This window comes from Streptomyces sp. NPDC026394 (assembly GCF_055567735.1).
Genome location: NZ_JBVHPX010000003.1, coordinates 536,013 through 550,811 on the forward strand (window position 1 = coordinate 536,013; position 14,799 = coordinate 550,811).

The following is a 14,799-nucleotide window of genomic DNA, read 5'->3' on the forward strand; positions in this document are numbered from 1 at the left end:
TCGATCGGTCCCGGACCACCGTCAGGCTCGGACCGTGCTCACGAGAGGTGCCGGGTGCGCCCGCGCGGCGCGCTCAGAGGAGCGCGCCGGAGGCGAAGCGGAGGACGAGCTGCGGCGCGCCGGAAAGGACGATGCCGAGGACGGCGGCGAGGGCGATCGCGGCGGCCAGCGGAGCCGGGACCTTCGCCTTGGGAAGTCCGGCCGGCCCGACCGTCTCGGGAGCCCGGGTACGGGCCCCCTCGGGCCCCTCGGCCCCTTCGCCACCCGCTCCGGTCCCGTGGTCTGCCCCGGGACCGGCCTCGGCGCCAGAACCAGCACCGGCCCGGGCACCGACCTCCACCCGCGACTCAACCGCACCTTCCGCCACAGTCGCCTCAGCCGCGTCAGCCGTCTCCCCCGCCGCACGGAAGAGCACCGCCGTCCACTGGAGGTAGTAGTAGAGCGCGATGACCACATTGACGGCCATGACGACGGCGAGCCACGCAAGGCCCGCGTCCACCGCCGCCGAGAAGACCGTGACCTTGGCGAACAGGCCGATGATGCCGGGCGGCAGGCCCGCGAGGCAGAGCAGGAAGAAGCCGAGGGCGAGGGCGGGCAGCGGGCGGCGCGTGACCAGGCCGCGGTAGTCGCTGATGCGGTTGGCGGGGCTCGTACGGGCCACGAGGGCGGCGACCCCGAAAGCGCCGAGGTTCACGGCCGCGTACATCAGGGCGTACGCGACGGTCGCGCCGATGGCGTGTGCCGCGTCGTCGGCGTACCCGGCGGCGGCGATCGGCACCAGGAGGTAGCCCGCCTGCCCCACCGAGGACCAGGCGAGCAGGCGTACCGCGCTGTGCGCGCGCTCCGGGGCCTGGCGCAGCGCGGCGACGTTGCCGACGGTCATGGTGAGGGCGGCCAGGACGGCGACGGCCGGGCCCCAGACGTCCGCGTACGAGGGGAAGCCCTCGACTGTGACCAGGATGAGGCCCGAGAAGCCGACGGCCTTGCCGATGACGGAGAGGTACGCGGCGATCGGCAGTGGCGCGCCCACGTAGGTGTCGGGCACCCAGAAGTGGAACGGCACGGCGGCGGTCTTGAAGGCGAAGCCGACGAGGGTCAGGGCGACGCCCGCCGTGGCCAGGGTGGCCAGTTGCGGGTCGGGCAGGTCCGTGAGGGCGGTGGCGACGCGGGACAGGTGGAGGCTGCCGGTCGCCGCGTAGACGAAGCTGACGCCCAGGAGCATGACCGCGGTGGCCGCCACCGAGGACAGGAAGAACTTCAGGGCCGCCTCCGAGGTGAGGCGGTCCGCGCGCCGGATTCCCACGAGGGCGAAGGCGGGCAGCGAGGCCACTTCGAGGGCGATGACGAGGGTCGCCAGGTCCCGGGAGGCGGGCAGCAGGGCCGCGCCCGCCGCGGAGGACAGCAGCAGGAACCAGAACTCGCCCGCGGGCAGCCGGTGGTCCTCGACGGCGGTGACCGACAGCAGGGCGGTGAGCAGGGCGCCGGCCAGCACCAGGAACTGGATGACGACGGCGAAGTGGTCGGCGGCGTAGCTGCACACGCCCGGGTCCGTGGTCAGGCAGAAGGTACGGCGGTCCCCGGCCACCAGGGGGACGAGCGAGAGCGCGGCCAGCGCGAGGCCACCGATCGCGCACCAGCCGAGGAGCGGCTTGCGGTGCTGCGGGACGAAGAGGTCGGCGACCAGGACGGCCAGGGCGACGGCGGCGGTGATGGTGGGCGGTGCGACGGCGACCCAGTCGACGGACTGGACCAGGGAGGTCACGGAACTCATCACTTACCGCCTCCGAGGAGCTGCTGGACGGCCGGGTCGGTGAGGCCGAGGAGGGCCGCGGGCCACAGGCCGGCGAGGACGGTGAGCACGGCGAGGGGGGACCAGGCCGCGTACTCGTAGCGGGCCAGGTCGGGGATGTCGGGGGCGGTACGGGTGGCTCCGGCGGCCTCTGGTGCCCCGTCAGCACCGAGCGGACCGGCCGCCCCGTCGGGCTCCGGCGCCCCGGCCGCCCCGGCTTCCTCGGCCGGCTCCTTGCCCCCCATGCACACCCGCCGTACGACGATCAGCAGGTACGCGGCGGTGAGGAGCGTGCCGAGGCCGGCCAGCGCCATGAAGGTGAGGAACGCGGGGCGGCTGAGGCCCGCGGCGGGCTCGAAAGCGCCGAACATGGCGAGCATCTCGCCCCAGAACCCGGCGAGCCCGGGCAGGCCGAGGGAGGCGACGGCGCCGAACGCCAGCAGGCCGCCGAAGCGCGGTGCGCGCCCGTACAGGGCGGCGCCGGTGCGGCCCGCGAGCCGGTCCAGGTCGGTGGTGCCGTACCGGTCCTTGAGGGCGCCGACCAGGAAGAAGAGGAGGCCGGTGATCAGGCCGTGCGCGATGTTGGCGAACAGCGCGCCGTTGACGCCGGTGGGTGTCATGGTCGCGATGCCGAGCAGCACGAAGCCCATGTGGCCGACCGAGCTGTACGCGATCAGGCGCTTGAGGTCGCCCTTCGCGCCACGCCGGGCGAGCGCCAGGCACGCGAGCGAGCCGTAGACGATGCCGACGGCGGCGAAGGCGGCGAGGTACGGGGCGAAGGTGTGCATGCCGTCCGGCGCGATGGGCAGCGCGATGCGCACGAAGCCGTACGTGCCCATCTTCAGCAGGACGCCGGCCAGGAGCACCGACCCGACGGTGGGGGCGGCGGTGTGCGCGTCGGGCAGCCAGCTGTGCAGGGGCCACATCGGTGCCTTGACGGCCAGTCCGATGCCGATCGCGAGCACCGCGAGGAGCTGGACGGTGTGGCTGAGCTGGGAGTTCGGGCCGTTGTCAGTGGCTAGTGCCACCATGTCGAACGTGCCGGACTTCAGGCCGACGAGGAGCAGGCCCAGCAGCATCACGACCGAGCCGAGGAGGGTGTAGAGGATGAACTTCCACGCCGCGTACGTCCTTTGCGCACCGCCCCACCGGGCGATGAGGAAGTACATCGGGATGAGGACCATCTCGAAGGCGAGGAAGAACAGCACGAGGTCCAGGACGGCGAAGGTGGCGAGGGTGCCGGCCTCCAGGACCAGGAGCAGGGCCACGAACGCCTTGGGGGACGGGCCCGCGGGCAGGTGGAAGTAGCTGTAGAGCGCGCAGAGGAAGGTCAGCAGCGCGGTCAGGACGAGGAGGGGGAGCGAGATGCCGTCGATGCCGAGATGGATCCGGATGCCGAGCGCCTGGATCCAGCTGATGTCGGTGGTGGCCTGCATCCGGGCCGGGTGGTCGTGGTCGAATCCGACGGCCAGCGCGACGGCCGCGGCCAGCACGACACCGGTGACGGTCACGCCGTGGCGCAGTACGGCCTGGTCGGGGTCGCGGCCCTTGAGACCGGGCGGGGCCGGGAGCAGGGCGGCGACCGCGCCCAGCAGGGGGAGGACGACGACGGCCGCGAGGAGAAGCTGCATAGCGGTGTGATTCACGGTCAGGCTCCCGTGCCCGTAGCGACGAGGACGACGGCGACGGCCAGGACGAGCGAGCCCGCGAGCAGCGCGCCCAGGTAGGTCTGCACATTGCCGGTCTGGGCGCGGCGGACGGCGGCTCCCAGCCAGCGGGAGGCGGTGCCCGCGCCGTGCACGTACGTGTCGACGACCTCGCGGTCGAGGAAGCGCACGAGCCGGGCCGCGGCCCGCACCGGCCGGACGAACAGGGCGGTGTAGACGGCGTCGAGGTGGAAGCCGACGGCGGCGGGGCGGTGCAGCGGGCCCAGGAGGAGCCGGCCGGGGTCGGCGGGGTCCGGGGCGCCGGCGTTGTCGCCGTAGGCCGCGGCGTGGGTGGCGATGGCGCGCTCCTCGGAGTCCGCGGGGGCGGCGTCCGGGTCCACGGCGACCGCGCCGAGCGGGACGCGCGCCGCGAGAGCGGTGGTGTGCCGCCAGGCACCGTAGGTGACCAGGGCGCCGACGAGGGCGACACCGGTGCCCAGGACGGAGGTGGTCAGGGTCGGGGTCAGCGAGCGGCCGTCGAACCAGTCGGGCAGGACGGGGGTGGCAAGGCCCAGCGCGAGGGTGGGGACGAACAGCACCCACAGCACGGTGTTCATGACGACCGGCTGCTTGCCGTGGTCGGGCGCGGGTTCCGGGCCCTTGCCGTGGAAGGCCAGCAGCCACAGCCGGGTCGCGTACCCGGCGGTGAGGAGGGCGGTGAGCAGCCCGGCGATCAAAACGGTCCAGCCTGCCGCGGAGGGGACGGCGGCGAGGGTGCCGGAGGCCGTCGGGTGACCGGTGGCGGCGTGTTCGGCGGCGCCCAGGACGGCTTCCTTGGAGAAGAAGCCGGCGAACGGGGGAATGGCGGCCAGGGCGAGCAGCGCGACCGTCATCGTCCAGTAGGCGTCGGGGGTGCGCCGGGCGAGGCCGCGCATCCGTGACATGGCGGCCAGCGAGTTGGTGCCGGCGGCGTGGATGACCACACCGGCGGCGAGGAAGAGCAGGGCCTTGAACGCGCCGTGCGACAGGAGGTGGAAGACGGCGGCACCGCGGTCGCCGACGGCGAGGGCACCGGTCATGTAGCCGAGCTGGCCGACCGTCGAGTAGGCCAGGACGCGTTTGATGTCGTCCTGCGCCAGGGCGGCGAGACCGGAGCCGACCATGGTGGCAGCGGCCATGGCGGCGAGGACGACCATCGCGGTGGCGGACGCCGCGAAGACGGGGAGGAGACGGGCGACGAAGTAGACGCCGGCGGCGACCATGGTGGCCGCGTGGATGAGGGCCGAGACCGGGGTGGGGCCGGCCATCGCGTCGGGCAGCCAGGTGTGCAGCGGGAACTGCGCGGACTTGCCCGCGACACCGGCCAGCAGGAGCAGCGCGACGAGGGTGGGGTGGTCCAGGCCGCCGACGGCCACCGTCTTGAGGATGCCGGTGATGCGGAACGTCCCGGCGTCGGCGGCGAGCGCGAAGATGCCGAAGAGGAAGGGGACGTCGCCCAGCTTGGTGACGAGGAACGCCTTGAGGGAGGCGGAGCGGGCGGCTTCGGTCTCCCAGTAGTGCCCGACCAGGAAGTACGAGCAGATGCCCATGATCTCCCAGCCGACCAGCAGCACCATCAGGTCGCCGGAGTAGACGACCAGCAGCATCGCGGCGGTGAAGAGGGAGACCAGGGCGGCGTAGGAGGGGTAGCGCGGGTCGTCGCGCAGGTAGCCGGTCGAGTAGATCTGCACGCAGCAGGCGACGACGGCCACGAGTACGGCGACGAGGGCGGCGAAGCCGTCGATGTGCAGGGCGAGGTCGACGGGGACCGAGCCGGTGGGGCTGAGCCGGGTCGCGGCGTCCACCGGGGCCTTCCCCGCACCGGCGCCGCCGCCCTGGGAGACGGCCACGACGACGGCCAGGGCGGCCGCGGCGACGGTCGGCAGGATGGCCAGCGGGCGCACGAAGCCGGGCGCGCGGCGGCCGAGGAGGATGCCCGCGAGGGCGCCGAGGAAGGGAAGGAGAGGTACGAGTACGGCGGTGGTCGTGGTCGTCACGCGGCGGCCTCCGCCCGGTGGTCCGGCTGCGGCCGGCCGGCGGCACCGTCCGCGCCGCCGGTGCTGTCGTCGTTCGGGTCGCTGCCGTCGTCCGGGCCGCTGCTGTCCGGGCGCTCGGCGAGGTCGCGGAGGCGGTCCACGTCGGAGCTGCCGCGGTTGCGGTGGACGAGCAGCACGATCGCCAGGCCGATGCCGATCTCGGCGGCGGCCACGGCGATGGTGAAGAGGGTGAGCGCCTGGCCGGCGTGCAGCTTGTCGCGCAGCCAGACGTCGAACGCCACCAGGTTCAGGTTGACCGCGTTGAGCATCAGCTCGACCGACATCAGGACGAGGATCGCGTTGCGGCGGGCGAGGACGCCGTACAGGCCGACGCAGAACAGGAGGACGGCGAGGACGGCGGGATAGGCGAGATGCATCAGCCTTGGTCCTCTCCGAGACGTGCGCGGTCACCGGGCTGCTCGCGGGAGCCGGGCCGTTTGCGGGTGCCGGGCTGTTTGCCGCCGGGCCCCTTGCCGGCGCCGGGCCGCTCGCGGTCTCCGTGTTTGCGGGAGAGCACGATCGCGCCGACGAGGGCGGCGAGGAGGAGGACGGAGAGCGCTTCGAACGGCAGCACCCAGTACTGGAACAGGCTGCGCCCGGAGGCTTCGGTGGAGCCCTGCACCGCGCCGTCCAGATCGATCCAGGTCGTACGGAACGCGTCCGTGACGACCCAGACGAGCGCGGCGGCGGAGGCGACGGCCACCGTGAGCGCGGCCCAGCGGTTGCCCGAGTCGGCGTTCGCGGAGCGGCCGATGGGTGCCTTGGTGAGCATCAGTCCGAACAGGAGGAGCACGACGACGGACCCGACGTAGATCAGGACCTGCACCCAGGCGATGAACTCCGCGGTCAGCAGCAGGTACTCCACGGCGATACCGCCGAGGGCGACCACCAGCCACAGGGCGGCGTGCACCAGTTGCTTGGTGGTGACGGTGACCACGGCCGCGCCGAGGGTGACGAGGCCGACCAGGAGGAAGGCGATCTCGACCCCGGTCGGGGAGAGGAAACCGTGGCTTGCGGCGGCGAGCGTCACGCTTCCCCCTCCTGTTCCTGGGCGGTGTTCCGGGCTGCTTCCTCGGTCGCCTGCTGCGCGGCCTGCCGTTCGGCCGCTTCCTGCGCGGCGAGCTTGTCGGCGGCCTTGCGGGCGGCGGCGATCTCCTTGGGCTCCTCGGCCGCGGGGTCGAGGGCGGGCGGCTCCGGGACCGTCCACATCCATGCGCGGAGTTTGTCCCGCTCGTGGGTGAGGTTGTGGATGTCGGTCTCGGCGTACTCGAACTCCGGCGACCAGAACAGCGCGTCGAAGGGACACACCTCGATGCAGATACCGCAGTACATGCACAGCGAGAAGTCGATGGCGAAGCGGTCCAGGACGTTACGGCTGCGCTCGCGGCCGCCGGGCGCGGCGGGCGGCACCGTCTCCTTGTGGGAGTCGATGTAGATGCACCAGTCCGGGCACTCGCGCGCGCACAGCATGCAGACCGTGCAGTTCTCCTCGAACAGCCCGATCACACCGCGGGTGCGCGGTGCCAGTTCGGGCTGGACCTCCGGGTACTGCTCGGTGACCGAACGCTTCGTCATCGTCCGAAGGGTCACGGCCAGCCCCTTGGCCAGACCGCTGCCGGGCCAGCCGGACTTCTTCTCCGGGGCCATTACGAGATCACCACCTTGACGACGCCGGTGAGGGCGATCTGGGCGAGGGCCAGCGGGATCAGCACCGTCCAGGCCAGCTTCTGCAACTGGTCCTCACGCAGCCGCGGGTAGCTGACGCGCAGCCAGATCACGCCGAAGGCCAGGACCGCGGTCTTCAGCAGCGTCCACAGCCAGCCGAGCCCGTCGGCGCCGAACGGTCCGTGCCAGCCACCGAGGAAGAGGACGGAGGTCAGGGCGCACAGGACGAGGATGCCCGCGTACTCGGCGAGCAGGAACAGCGCGAAGCGCAGCCCGGTGTACTCGGTGTACGCGCCGAAGATGATCTCGGAGTCGGCGACCGGCATGTCGAACGGCGGCCGCTGCAGTTCGGCCAGCCCCGCCGTGAAGAAGACCAGGCCGCCGACGATCTGCCACGGCACCCACCACCAGTGGAAGGCGTCCAGGATGCCGGGCAGCGAGAGCGTTCCGGCGGCCATCGCGACGGACGCCGCGGCGAGCAGCATCGGCAGCTCGTACGCGAGGAGCTGGGCGGCCGTACGCAAGCCGCCGAGCAGCGAGAACTTGTTGGCCGAGGCCCAGCCCGCCATCAGCGAGCCCAGGACGCCGACGCCCATCACGGCGAGGACGAAGAAGATGCCCGCGTCCAGCGACTGACCGACCGCGTTGTCCGGGCCGAGCGGGATGGCGACCAGCACCAGCAGGTACGGCAGGAGCGCGACGGCGGGCGCGAGCTGGAAGATCCGCCGGTCGGCACCGGCCGGGACGACGTCCTCCTTCTGCGCGAACTTCACCCCGTCGGCCACGAGCTGCGCCCAGCCGTGGAAGCCACCCGCGTACATGGGGCCGAGGCGGCCCTGCATATGGGCCATGACCTTGTGCTCGGTCTGGCCGATGACCAGCGGGAAGACCAGGAAGGCGACGAAGACGGCGATCAGGCGCAGGGCGATGTCGAGGGCGTCGCTCATGGTCTGGTCCCGCCTTCTTCCACTGCGTCGCTGGGGCCGGGGTCGTCGGTGGTGCCGTCGCTGGGGCCGGTGCCCTCGGGCTCGGGCCCGGGTTCGCCTTCGGCTGCGGGTTTCTCTTCGGGGGCGGGTGCGGGCTCGGGTGCGGCTCCGGCTGCTGGTGCGGCTTCGGCTGCGCGCTTCTCGCCGGTCTTCGGCTCGTCCTCGAAAGCGGGGCGGGCGTGGTGCCACGGAGCGTCCGAGGAGCCGGTGACGGCGGGCGCCTGCCCGGACGCCGCCTGGCCGGACGCCTGGCCTGCCTGCTGACCGGACGACTCCTGACCGGTCGACTCGTGGCCGGACGACTGCTGACCGGTCGGCTCCTGACCGGCCGCCTGCTGGCTGGCCGAGCCCTGGCCGGCGCTGCGCGTCCGGCGGGCAGGGCGTTCCGGCCGGGCGGCCGAGGCCGGGGCCGGGGGCGAAGCCGGGGCGGCGGCCGGAGTCCCGGCGGAGGCCCCCGCGTCCGTGGCCGGCGTCCGCGCGCTGTCCGCGGCGCTCTGCTGGCTCGCCGAGCCCGCGCCCGCCGTACGCGTACGGCGGGCGGGCCGCTCCCCCGCCGCCCCGCCGGCCGCACGGGCACCGGCCGCGCGTGCGCCACGGGCGGGCCGGGCCGGGGCAGGCGGCAACTGGCCCTTCAGCGGGCCCCACTCGTTCGGGTCGGGCACGCCGGGCGGCAGCATCTGGCGGCGCTTGGGCCCGCCGTGCTCGGACTCACCCGGCTCCTTCGCGCCCGGCCACGCCTTGGCGACCCGTGCGGCGAGCACGAAGTCCTTGCGCAGCGGGTGGCCCTCGAAGTTCTCGGGGAGCAGCAGCGGCTCCAGGTACGGGTGGCCGGTGAAGTCCACGCCGAACATCTCGTGCGTCTCCCGCTCGTGCCAGCCCGCACCCGCGTACACCTCGGTGGCGGTGGGCAGTACGGCCGCCGCGTGCGGGACGGTGGTGCGCAGCACCAGGCGCCGTACGCGGCCGGGCCGGGCGATGTCGGCGAGGTGGGCGCAGACGCGGAAGCCGGTGCCGGGCTCGTCCACCGCGCTCAGCCAGTCGAAGTAGCTGCATCCGAGGTCGTCGCGGGCGGTGGTGAGCGCCGGGATCCAGGCGTCGGCGGGTACGTCGACGGTCAGCAGGTCGTACGCCTCTTCGGCGGTCGCGCCGGGGCCGAAGAGGTCGGTGGCGGAACCGGGCAGCCACCCGACGGGCGGCGCCTCGACCGACTCGGTGGCCTCGGCCGACTCGGCGGGCTCGCTGGACTCGGCGGACTCGGACGGCGTCCCGGCGGCTTCGGCCGCGTCGGCGGGCATGTCCTCGGCCGGCGGGACCGGAGGCTGTTCGTCGCTCACTGGTCCCCCGCTCCCTTCGGCTTCCCGCCACCGGTGTCGGTTTCGGCTGCGCCCCCGGATGCCGCGCCCCCGGGCGCCTCGGCCCCGGACGCCTCACCCCGGGACGCCTCGGCCGACGTCCCCGTCCCGGCCGGCTCCCCCGCCTCGGCCGAAGCCTCCGGCGCAGGCGGCGTCACCAGCCCGCTGCGCAGCGCGGCAGCCGACGGCCCGGAAGGCGCGTCGCCGTTGCCCGCGACCCCGTACCGCTCGCCCAGCGACTCACGGGCGATCTTCTCCTGCAGCTTGAGGATGCCCTGGAGCAGTGCTTCGGGCCGGGGCGGGCAGCCCGGGACGTACACGTCGACGGGGATGATCTGGTCGACCCCCTTGGTGACCGCGTACGAGTCCCAGTAGGGCCCGCCGCAGTTCGAGCACGCTCCGAACGAGATGACGTACTTCGGTTCCGGCATCTGCTCGTACAGACGCTTGACCGCGGGCGCCATCTTGTCCGTCACCGTGCCGGAGACGATCATGAGGTCCGCCTGCCGGGGGCCCGGTGCGAACGGGATCACGCCCAGCCGGATGAAGTCGTGCCGCGCCATCGACGCGGCGATGAACTCGATCGCGCAGCAGGCCAGCCCGAAGTTGAAGACCCACAGGCTGTAGCGGCGGCCCCAGTTCAGGACCACCTTCATGGGTTCGGGAGCCAGGCGGGCGAGCGGGCCCAGCCGGCGTCGTTCGACGGTGCCGCCGGCGGACACGACGGGCAGTTCGGTGCCCGTCGCGGTGGCCGGCCTCGCGTTCGTCACGTCCATTCCAGGACGCCCTTCTTCCATGCGTAGAGCAGGCCGACGGCGAGGAAGCCGAGGAAGATGAACATCTCCACCAGCGTGACGCCGCCGAAACCGGGGGCGGCGAAGACCGTCGCCCAGGGGAACAGGAAGATCGAGTCGACGGCGAAGATCACGTAGAGGAAGGCGTAGACGTAGTAGCGGACCTGGGTGTGTGCCCAGCCCTCGCCCACCGGGTCCACGCCGCATTCGTAGGTGAGCAGTTTCTCCGGGGTGGGCACCACGGGCCGCAGCAGCCGCCCGGCACCGAAGGCCACGGCCACGAAGAGCACGCCGATCACGGCGATGAGCCCGACGACCGAGTACCCCTGGAAATAGTCCGCGGCAAGGCTGGTGCGTACGGTCGCGTCCGGCACGTCCGCCCTCGCTCCCTGACTGCTCTTGTTCAACGACTTCGACGATCTGTACGCACGGGAGTCTAGGCCCTGGCCCGCCCCAGGTGAGCAGTCGCGTCACCTGGCGGACGGCTATGGCCCGACTTCGCCCCACCTGGACCCGGCACCGTGGACCCCGTACACGTCCCCGTGGCACCGCGCGTGGCGGCTCAGCCTTCGCGCTGCCTGCCCGGCCCGCGCGAGACCGCACGGTCCATCACCTCGGCGGCCAGCCGCGCCGCCGCCTCCCGCGTCCGTTCGCCCAGCAGCTCCGTACGGACGGCACCGCCACCGGCCAGATGCCGGTCGTACGGCAGCGGAAGCACCGCCGCGCCGCCTGCCCCCAGGTGCTCGACCGCCTTGCGTACGTCGATGCCCCCGTCGGGCGACGTGTGGTTGAGCACGACGACAGCGGTCGGCAGCAGCCCGCGGTGCACCCCGCCCATCCACTCCAGCACGGACTTGGTCGCCCGTACGCCCTCCACGGTCGCCGGCGTCACCAGGACCCGCGCCTGAGTGGTGACCAGTGCGGTACGCGCCACCTCGGCCGGCAGCGTCTCGCAGTCCACGACCGTGGTCGCGAAGTGGCGGCGCAGGGAGGTCATGACGATGCGGTACGTGTCGAGATCCAGCCGCGCGCCGATCGCGCCCTGACTGCCGGGCAGCAGCCAGCCGCCGCCCGTGAACGGCAGGAGGTAACCGGTCAGGTCGGTGATCAGCATGGACGGGTCGACGATCTGCGCCAGATCGGTGCCGGACCAGCGCACCTCCCGCACACCCAGCCGGTGCGGCAGCGTGCCCAGCGCCGGGTCGGCCTCCACCGCGAGCACCGGGTCCGAGCGGTAGTGCGCGTACGTGAGGGCCAGCAGCGCGGCGACCGTGGACTTGCCCGCACCGCCGCGGATGCTGGAGACGGCCAGTTGGCGGCCGGTGGTCACGGGCTGCTGGATGGCGTGCGCGGCGCGCGTGACGGCCTCGGTCTCGGCCGCAGCCGAGGAGGCGAACACGCGCCGCAGCGCCCGCCCGGCCCTACGGGCGACGGTCTCACCGTGCCGGGGCTTGGCCTGCACACCGTCGAGCTCGGGTGGGAGGACGGGGACGGAGACGGGGGTGGGGGTGGAGGCCGGGCGATGCGGCTGGTGCATGTGCGGCCGCACACCTGTTGTGGGGGCGACTGGGCCGGCCGGACCACTCGGGCCGGCCGGGTTCATGGGGCTGCCGGCCAGGCCGGCCGGGCCACTCGGACGAGCCGGTATGACGGGTTCGGGCGCGGGCGTGGCACCGGGAGCGGACCGGGCCCCGGGCAACGGCACGGCCACCGGTGCGGGCGCCGCGGGCGTGCCGCCGGGCATCGCGGCGGGAGCCGTCGGCGCCGTCCCGCGACCAGGGGCACCGCCGCCCGATACCGCACCGCCGCCCGGCACAGCGCCACCACCCGCCCCCGGCGCATACCCGGGCATCGGCGGCACCACCGGCCCTGGCCGCCCCGACTGCCCTCCCTGCCCCGTCCGGCCCGCTTGCCCCTCCTGCCCTGGCTGCTCCGCCCCCGGCTGCCCCGGCTGCCCCGTCTGTCCTGACATGAACCCTCCGCCGCCCCTTCTGGTCGGACTGATCGCTCCGGCCGACCGTCGCGGCCGATCATTTTCGTCGACCCGGCCGGTCCTTCGCGGCCGGCCGGCTGGTCAGAACATGTCCGGCAGACCGCCGTACACCCCGAGCGCCCCGACGGCGACCGGAATCAGCGCCACCACGCTCACCGCCTCGACCAGGTTCGTCAGATGCCGCATCCGCAGCCGTACGTGTTCCGGCGGCCGCACCGCGAGGGCGGCGAGCGGCACCGCCACCGACAGGCTCAGCACGGTCAGCGCGGCTGTCGGGTCCCCGCCGTCGGAACCCCACAGCAGGACGAGCCGTACGCAGACCGCCGCGCCGGCCACCAGCAGCGCCACGACCTCCAGGGCCAGCGGGTAGGCCCGTGCCCGCGAGAACAGCACGACGCTCAGCAGCACCGCGGCCGCCACCGCCCAGCCGTCCACCGTTCCGGACGCGTCGCCGGTGCCGCCGACGGCCAGTACGCCGCCCGCCCCGGCCGACATGGCCGTCGTGACGGCGGCCAGGGTGAGCCCGCGGTGCGTGGCGCCCAGCGCCGCCGCGGCCCGGTACCTGCTGACCGGTGCGCCTCCGGAGTGGCGGTCGTCCAGACGTGTCAGCCCGGCCGACGACAGCGCGAGCCGCGGCAGGTGTCCCAGTACGAGGACCGAGACCACGCCCAGTACGACACCGGTACGGGCCGGGTCGGCGACCACCAGCCCGATGGCCCACCCGCCGACCGCGGCCGCGACGGCCGCCGCTCCGACGAGTCCGCCACGTCCCAGGCCCGTACAGAGCCCGAGCAGCGCGAGGACGACCGCCACCGTCAGCCCGACGGCGGCCAGGCGCGGGGCACCGCCCGGCGCCGCGCCCCAGGAGGCGGACACGCCGAGCGTTCCGCCCACCAGGAGCAGCGCGGTAGCCGGTGCCTTTCTGGTGAGCAGGAGGCCGGCCGCCGCACCGGCTCCGGTCGCGGCCACCGTGGCCAGGCCGAGCCACAGTGCGGCCCGGTCGAGCCCGTACTGGCGGCCTGCGAACACGCAGGCAACGACGGTGAGCAGCACTGCGGCCGCGACCGCCGCCCCTGTCCGGCTCCGCTCGTCCCATCGCCAGACGTACCTGTCGTGGTCGTCACGGCCCTCGTGACCGCCATCGCCGCCGTGGTCGGCGTGGCCACCGCGGTCGTCCTGGCCACGCGGGCCACCCGTCGTCTCGCCGAGCGCGCTCCGCCCGGCCGGGGTTCGGACACGCCGTGCTCCCGTACCAGTCGTACGACGGACCCGTCCGTCACATTCGCGGAAGCAAGCGTCTCGCTCCACGCGAGTACGGCTCCGCCCGCTGTCACCAGACGGCACGTCGGCGGCTCGTGCGCCGTCCGGTCACCGGCCGTCCGGTCACCGGCCGTCCGCAGAATCTCGGGCAGCAGCTCGCCGATCGGCGCGTGCGCGGGCAACACCAAGTCGATCCGCCGCTGTTCGCCCGCCAGCACCAGCCGTCGCAGCGTCACCCGCTGTTCGGCCTCAGCGTTCACCATGCCGACCACGCCCCCGTACTAGAACCGGAACCCACCCCACCCCACCCCACCGCACCGCACCGCACCGCGACACGATACGACTCGCCTCACCCGCCCCGGAACCACCTGCCCCGGCCGGCTGCCCGGCCGCACCCAGGCCGCCCGCCCTCGGGCCGACAGCCTCCGGGCCACTCGCCCCCGATCAGCCCAGCAGCCCCTGACCTGCGCCTACACGCGCTTGACGACCACGGTGCCGGCCACCTTGTCGTGCAAGCACTGCCGGAACGGTTCGTCCCAGCAGCACCACAGCACGTTGAGCAGCCCCAGGAACGGCACGAACCCCATCGGGAACACCACGGCCCAACGCCCCAGCGCCTGCCCGAAGGACAGCGCCGCCCCGTCGCTCAGCCGGGCGACCCGCAGACCGCAGATCCGCTTGCCGAACGTGCCGCCGTACTTCCAGTTCATGAACGGCTCGTAGAGCAGCACCGCGACGACGCCGACGATCCCGGCCAGGGCTGTCGGTATGCCCACTCCGGCCCCGCGCGGCAGCAGGGACTGGACGATGCTGACCACGACGAGGATGACGACGACCGCGGCGACCTGGAAGACCCCGTCCAGCGCCCGCGCCCCGAGCCGCGTCCCCTGACTTGCCAGCATGCCTGTGGGCGGCCCGCCCGCCTGCGGTGTTCCGTACGGGTACCCCTGCTGGCCCGGCGCGCCGTATCCGGGTGCCCCGTATCCCGGCGCTCCGTATCCCGGCGCCCCGTGACCAGGTGCCTGCCCCTGCCCGTACGCCTCGTAGGGCGGCTGCTGCCCATAGGGCGGTTGTTGTCCGTTCGGTGCTTGTTGCCCGTAGGGCGGCTGCTGGCCATACGGCCCCTGCTGTCCGTAGGGCGACTGCTGCCCGTACGGTCCCTGTTGGTGCTCACTCATGTCGGAGATCCAAGCTGCCGGATCCGCCTTCGCACAAGCCGCGCCCTCCGTGACCGCCCCG

Annotated in this window: 13 protein-coding genes and 1 pseudogene; all 14 read right to left on the reverse strand. The window is 73.5% G+C overall.

Annotated features, from left to right (window positions below; all coding sequences use genetic code 11):
* Window positions 1-73: 73 nt before the first annotated feature.
* The gene (locus ACZ4QV_RS10840; RefSeq protein WP_361584281.1) at window positions 74-1,771 is read right to left on the reverse strand and encodes an NADH-quinone oxidoreductase subunit N; all 1,698 of its coding nucleotides are present in this window, start codon (window positions 1,769-1,771) and stop codon (window positions 74-76) included.
* Window positions 1,771-3,420 (reverse strand): complex I subunit 4 family protein, encoded by a 1,650-nt coding sequence (locus tag ACZ4QV_RS10845; RefSeq protein ID WP_361584508.1) that lies wholly within the window; start codon window positions 3,418-3,420, stop codon window positions 1,771-1,773. The genes ACZ4QV_RS10840 and ACZ4QV_RS10845 overlap by 1 nt, the downstream gene beginning before the upstream one ends.
* Window positions 3,421-3,437: 17 nt before the next feature.
* Window positions 3,438-5,471, reverse strand: coding sequence for an NADH-quinone oxidoreductase subunit 5 family protein (locus ACZ4QV_RS10850; protein ID WP_361584278.1), 2,034 nt, complete (start codon window positions 5,469-5,471; stop codon window positions 3,438-3,440).
* Entirely contained in the window at window positions 5,468-5,887 is a 420-nt protein-coding gene (nuoK, locus tag ACZ4QV_RS10855; protein ID WP_361584276.1) for an NADH-quinone oxidoreductase subunit NuoK, read from the reverse strand. Before nuoK ends, ACZ4QV_RS10850 begins: the two co-directional genes overlap by 4 nt.
* Window positions 5,887-6,540 (reverse strand): NADH-quinone oxidoreductase subunit J family protein, encoded by a 654-nt coding sequence (locus tag ACZ4QV_RS10860; RefSeq protein ID WP_467762781.1) that lies wholly within the window; start codon window positions 6,538-6,540, stop codon window positions 5,887-5,889. Before ACZ4QV_RS10860 ends, nuoK begins: the two co-directional genes overlap by 1 nt.
* Window positions 6,537-7,157 (reverse strand): NuoI/complex I 23 kDa subunit family protein, encoded by a 621-nt coding sequence (locus tag ACZ4QV_RS10865; protein ID WP_467762782.1) that lies wholly within the window; start codon window positions 7,155-7,157, stop codon window positions 6,537-6,539. The genes ACZ4QV_RS10860 and ACZ4QV_RS10865 overlap by 4 nt, the downstream gene beginning before the upstream one ends.
* Complete coding sequence (locus ACZ4QV_RS10870) at window positions 7,157-8,122, reverse strand: complex I subunit 1/NuoH family protein (protein ID WP_031002976.1); 966 nt, start codon at window positions 8,120-8,122, stop codon at window positions 7,157-7,159. The genes ACZ4QV_RS10865 and ACZ4QV_RS10870 overlap by 1 nt, the downstream gene beginning before the upstream one ends.
* A complete protein-coding gene (locus ACZ4QV_RS10875) occupies window positions 8,119-9,456 on the reverse strand; it encodes an NADH-quinone oxidoreductase subunit C (RefSeq protein ID WP_467762817.1) in 1,338 nt (445 codons plus the stop codon). Before ACZ4QV_RS10875 ends, ACZ4QV_RS10870 begins: the two co-directional genes overlap by 4 nt.
* Before the next feature lie 35 nt (window positions 9,457-9,491).
* Window positions 9,492-10,289 carry an NADH-quinone oxidoreductase subunit B gene (locus ACZ4QV_RS10880; protein WP_467762783.1) on the reverse strand — a complete coding sequence of 266 codons (798 nt, stop codon included), beginning with the start codon at window positions 10,287-10,289 and terminating at the stop codon, window positions 9,492-9,494.
* Window positions 10,280-10,681: an NADH-quinone oxidoreductase subunit A gene (locus ACZ4QV_RS10885; RefSeq protein WP_031002969.1), complete on the reverse strand. Its 402-nt coding sequence runs from the start codon at window positions 10,679-10,681 to the stop codon at window positions 10,280-10,282. The genes ACZ4QV_RS10880 and ACZ4QV_RS10885 overlap by 10 nt, the downstream gene beginning before the upstream one ends.
* Window positions 10,682-10,869: 188 nt before the next feature.
* The gene (locus ACZ4QV_RS10890; RefSeq protein ID WP_361149104.1) at window positions 10,870-11,844 is read right to left on the reverse strand and encodes a nucleotide-binding protein; all 975 of its coding nucleotides are present in this window, start codon (window positions 11,842-11,844) and stop codon (window positions 10,870-10,872) included.
* Window positions 11,845-12,381: 537 nt separating this feature from the next.
* Window positions 12,382-13,329, reverse strand: coding sequence for a secretion protein snm4 (locus ACZ4QV_RS10895; protein ID WP_467762784.1), 948 nt, complete (start codon window positions 13,327-13,329; stop codon window positions 12,382-12,384).
* A gap of 284 nt (window positions 13,330-13,613) precedes the next feature.
* A pseudogene (locus tag ACZ4QV_RS10900) lies at window positions 13,614-13,823 on the reverse strand (EsaB/YukD family protein); the annotation flags it as partial.
* Between the two features lie 207 nt (window positions 13,824-14,030).
* Window positions 14,031-14,738 carry an RDD family protein gene (locus tag ACZ4QV_RS10905; protein WP_361584265.1) on the reverse strand — a complete coding sequence of 236 codons (708 nt, stop codon included), beginning with the start codon at window positions 14,736-14,738 and terminating at the stop codon, window positions 14,031-14,033.
* Window positions 14,739-14,799 lie beyond the last annotated feature (61 nt).

Excerpts from the sequence above, each read along its gene's own strand:
- nuoK (WP_361584276.1), bottom strand. The coding sequence starts at position 5,887 with ATGCATCTCGCCTATCCCGCCGTCCTCGCCGTCCTCCTGTTCTGCGTC.
- ACZ4QV_RS10890 (WP_361149104.1), bottom strand. The coding sequence starts at position 11,844 with ATGCACCAGCCGCATCGCCCGGCCTCCACCCCCACCCCCGTCTCCGTC.
- ACZ4QV_RS10840 (WP_361584281.1), bottom strand. The coding sequence starts at position 1,771 with ATGAGTTCCGTGACCTCCCTGGTCCAGTCCGTCGACTGGGTCGCCGTC.
- ACZ4QV_RS10865 (WP_467762782.1), bottom strand. The coding sequence starts at position 7,157 with ATGGCCCCGGAGAAGAAGTCCGGCTGGCCCGGCAGCGGTCTGGCCAAG.
- ACZ4QV_RS10845 (WP_361584508.1), bottom strand. The coding sequence starts at position 3,420 with ATGCAGCTTCTCCTCGCGGCCGTCGTCGTCCTCCCCCTGCTGGGCGCG.
- ACZ4QV_RS10870 (WP_031002976.1), bottom strand. The coding sequence starts at position 8,122 with ATGAGCGACGCCCTCGACATCGCCCTGCGCCTGATCGCCGTCTTCGTC.
- ACZ4QV_RS10880 (WP_467762783.1), bottom strand. The coding sequence starts at position 10,289 with ATGGACGTGACGAACGCGAGGCCGGCCACCGCGACGGGCACCGAACTG.
- ACZ4QV_RS10875 (WP_467762817.1), bottom strand. The coding sequence starts at position 9,456 with ATGCCCGCCGACGCGGCCGAAGCCGCCGGGACGCCGTCCGAGTCCGCC.
- ACZ4QV_RS10905 (WP_361584265.1), bottom strand. The coding sequence starts at position 14,738 with ATGAGTGAGCACCAACAGGGACCGTACGGGCAGCAGTCGCCCTACGGA.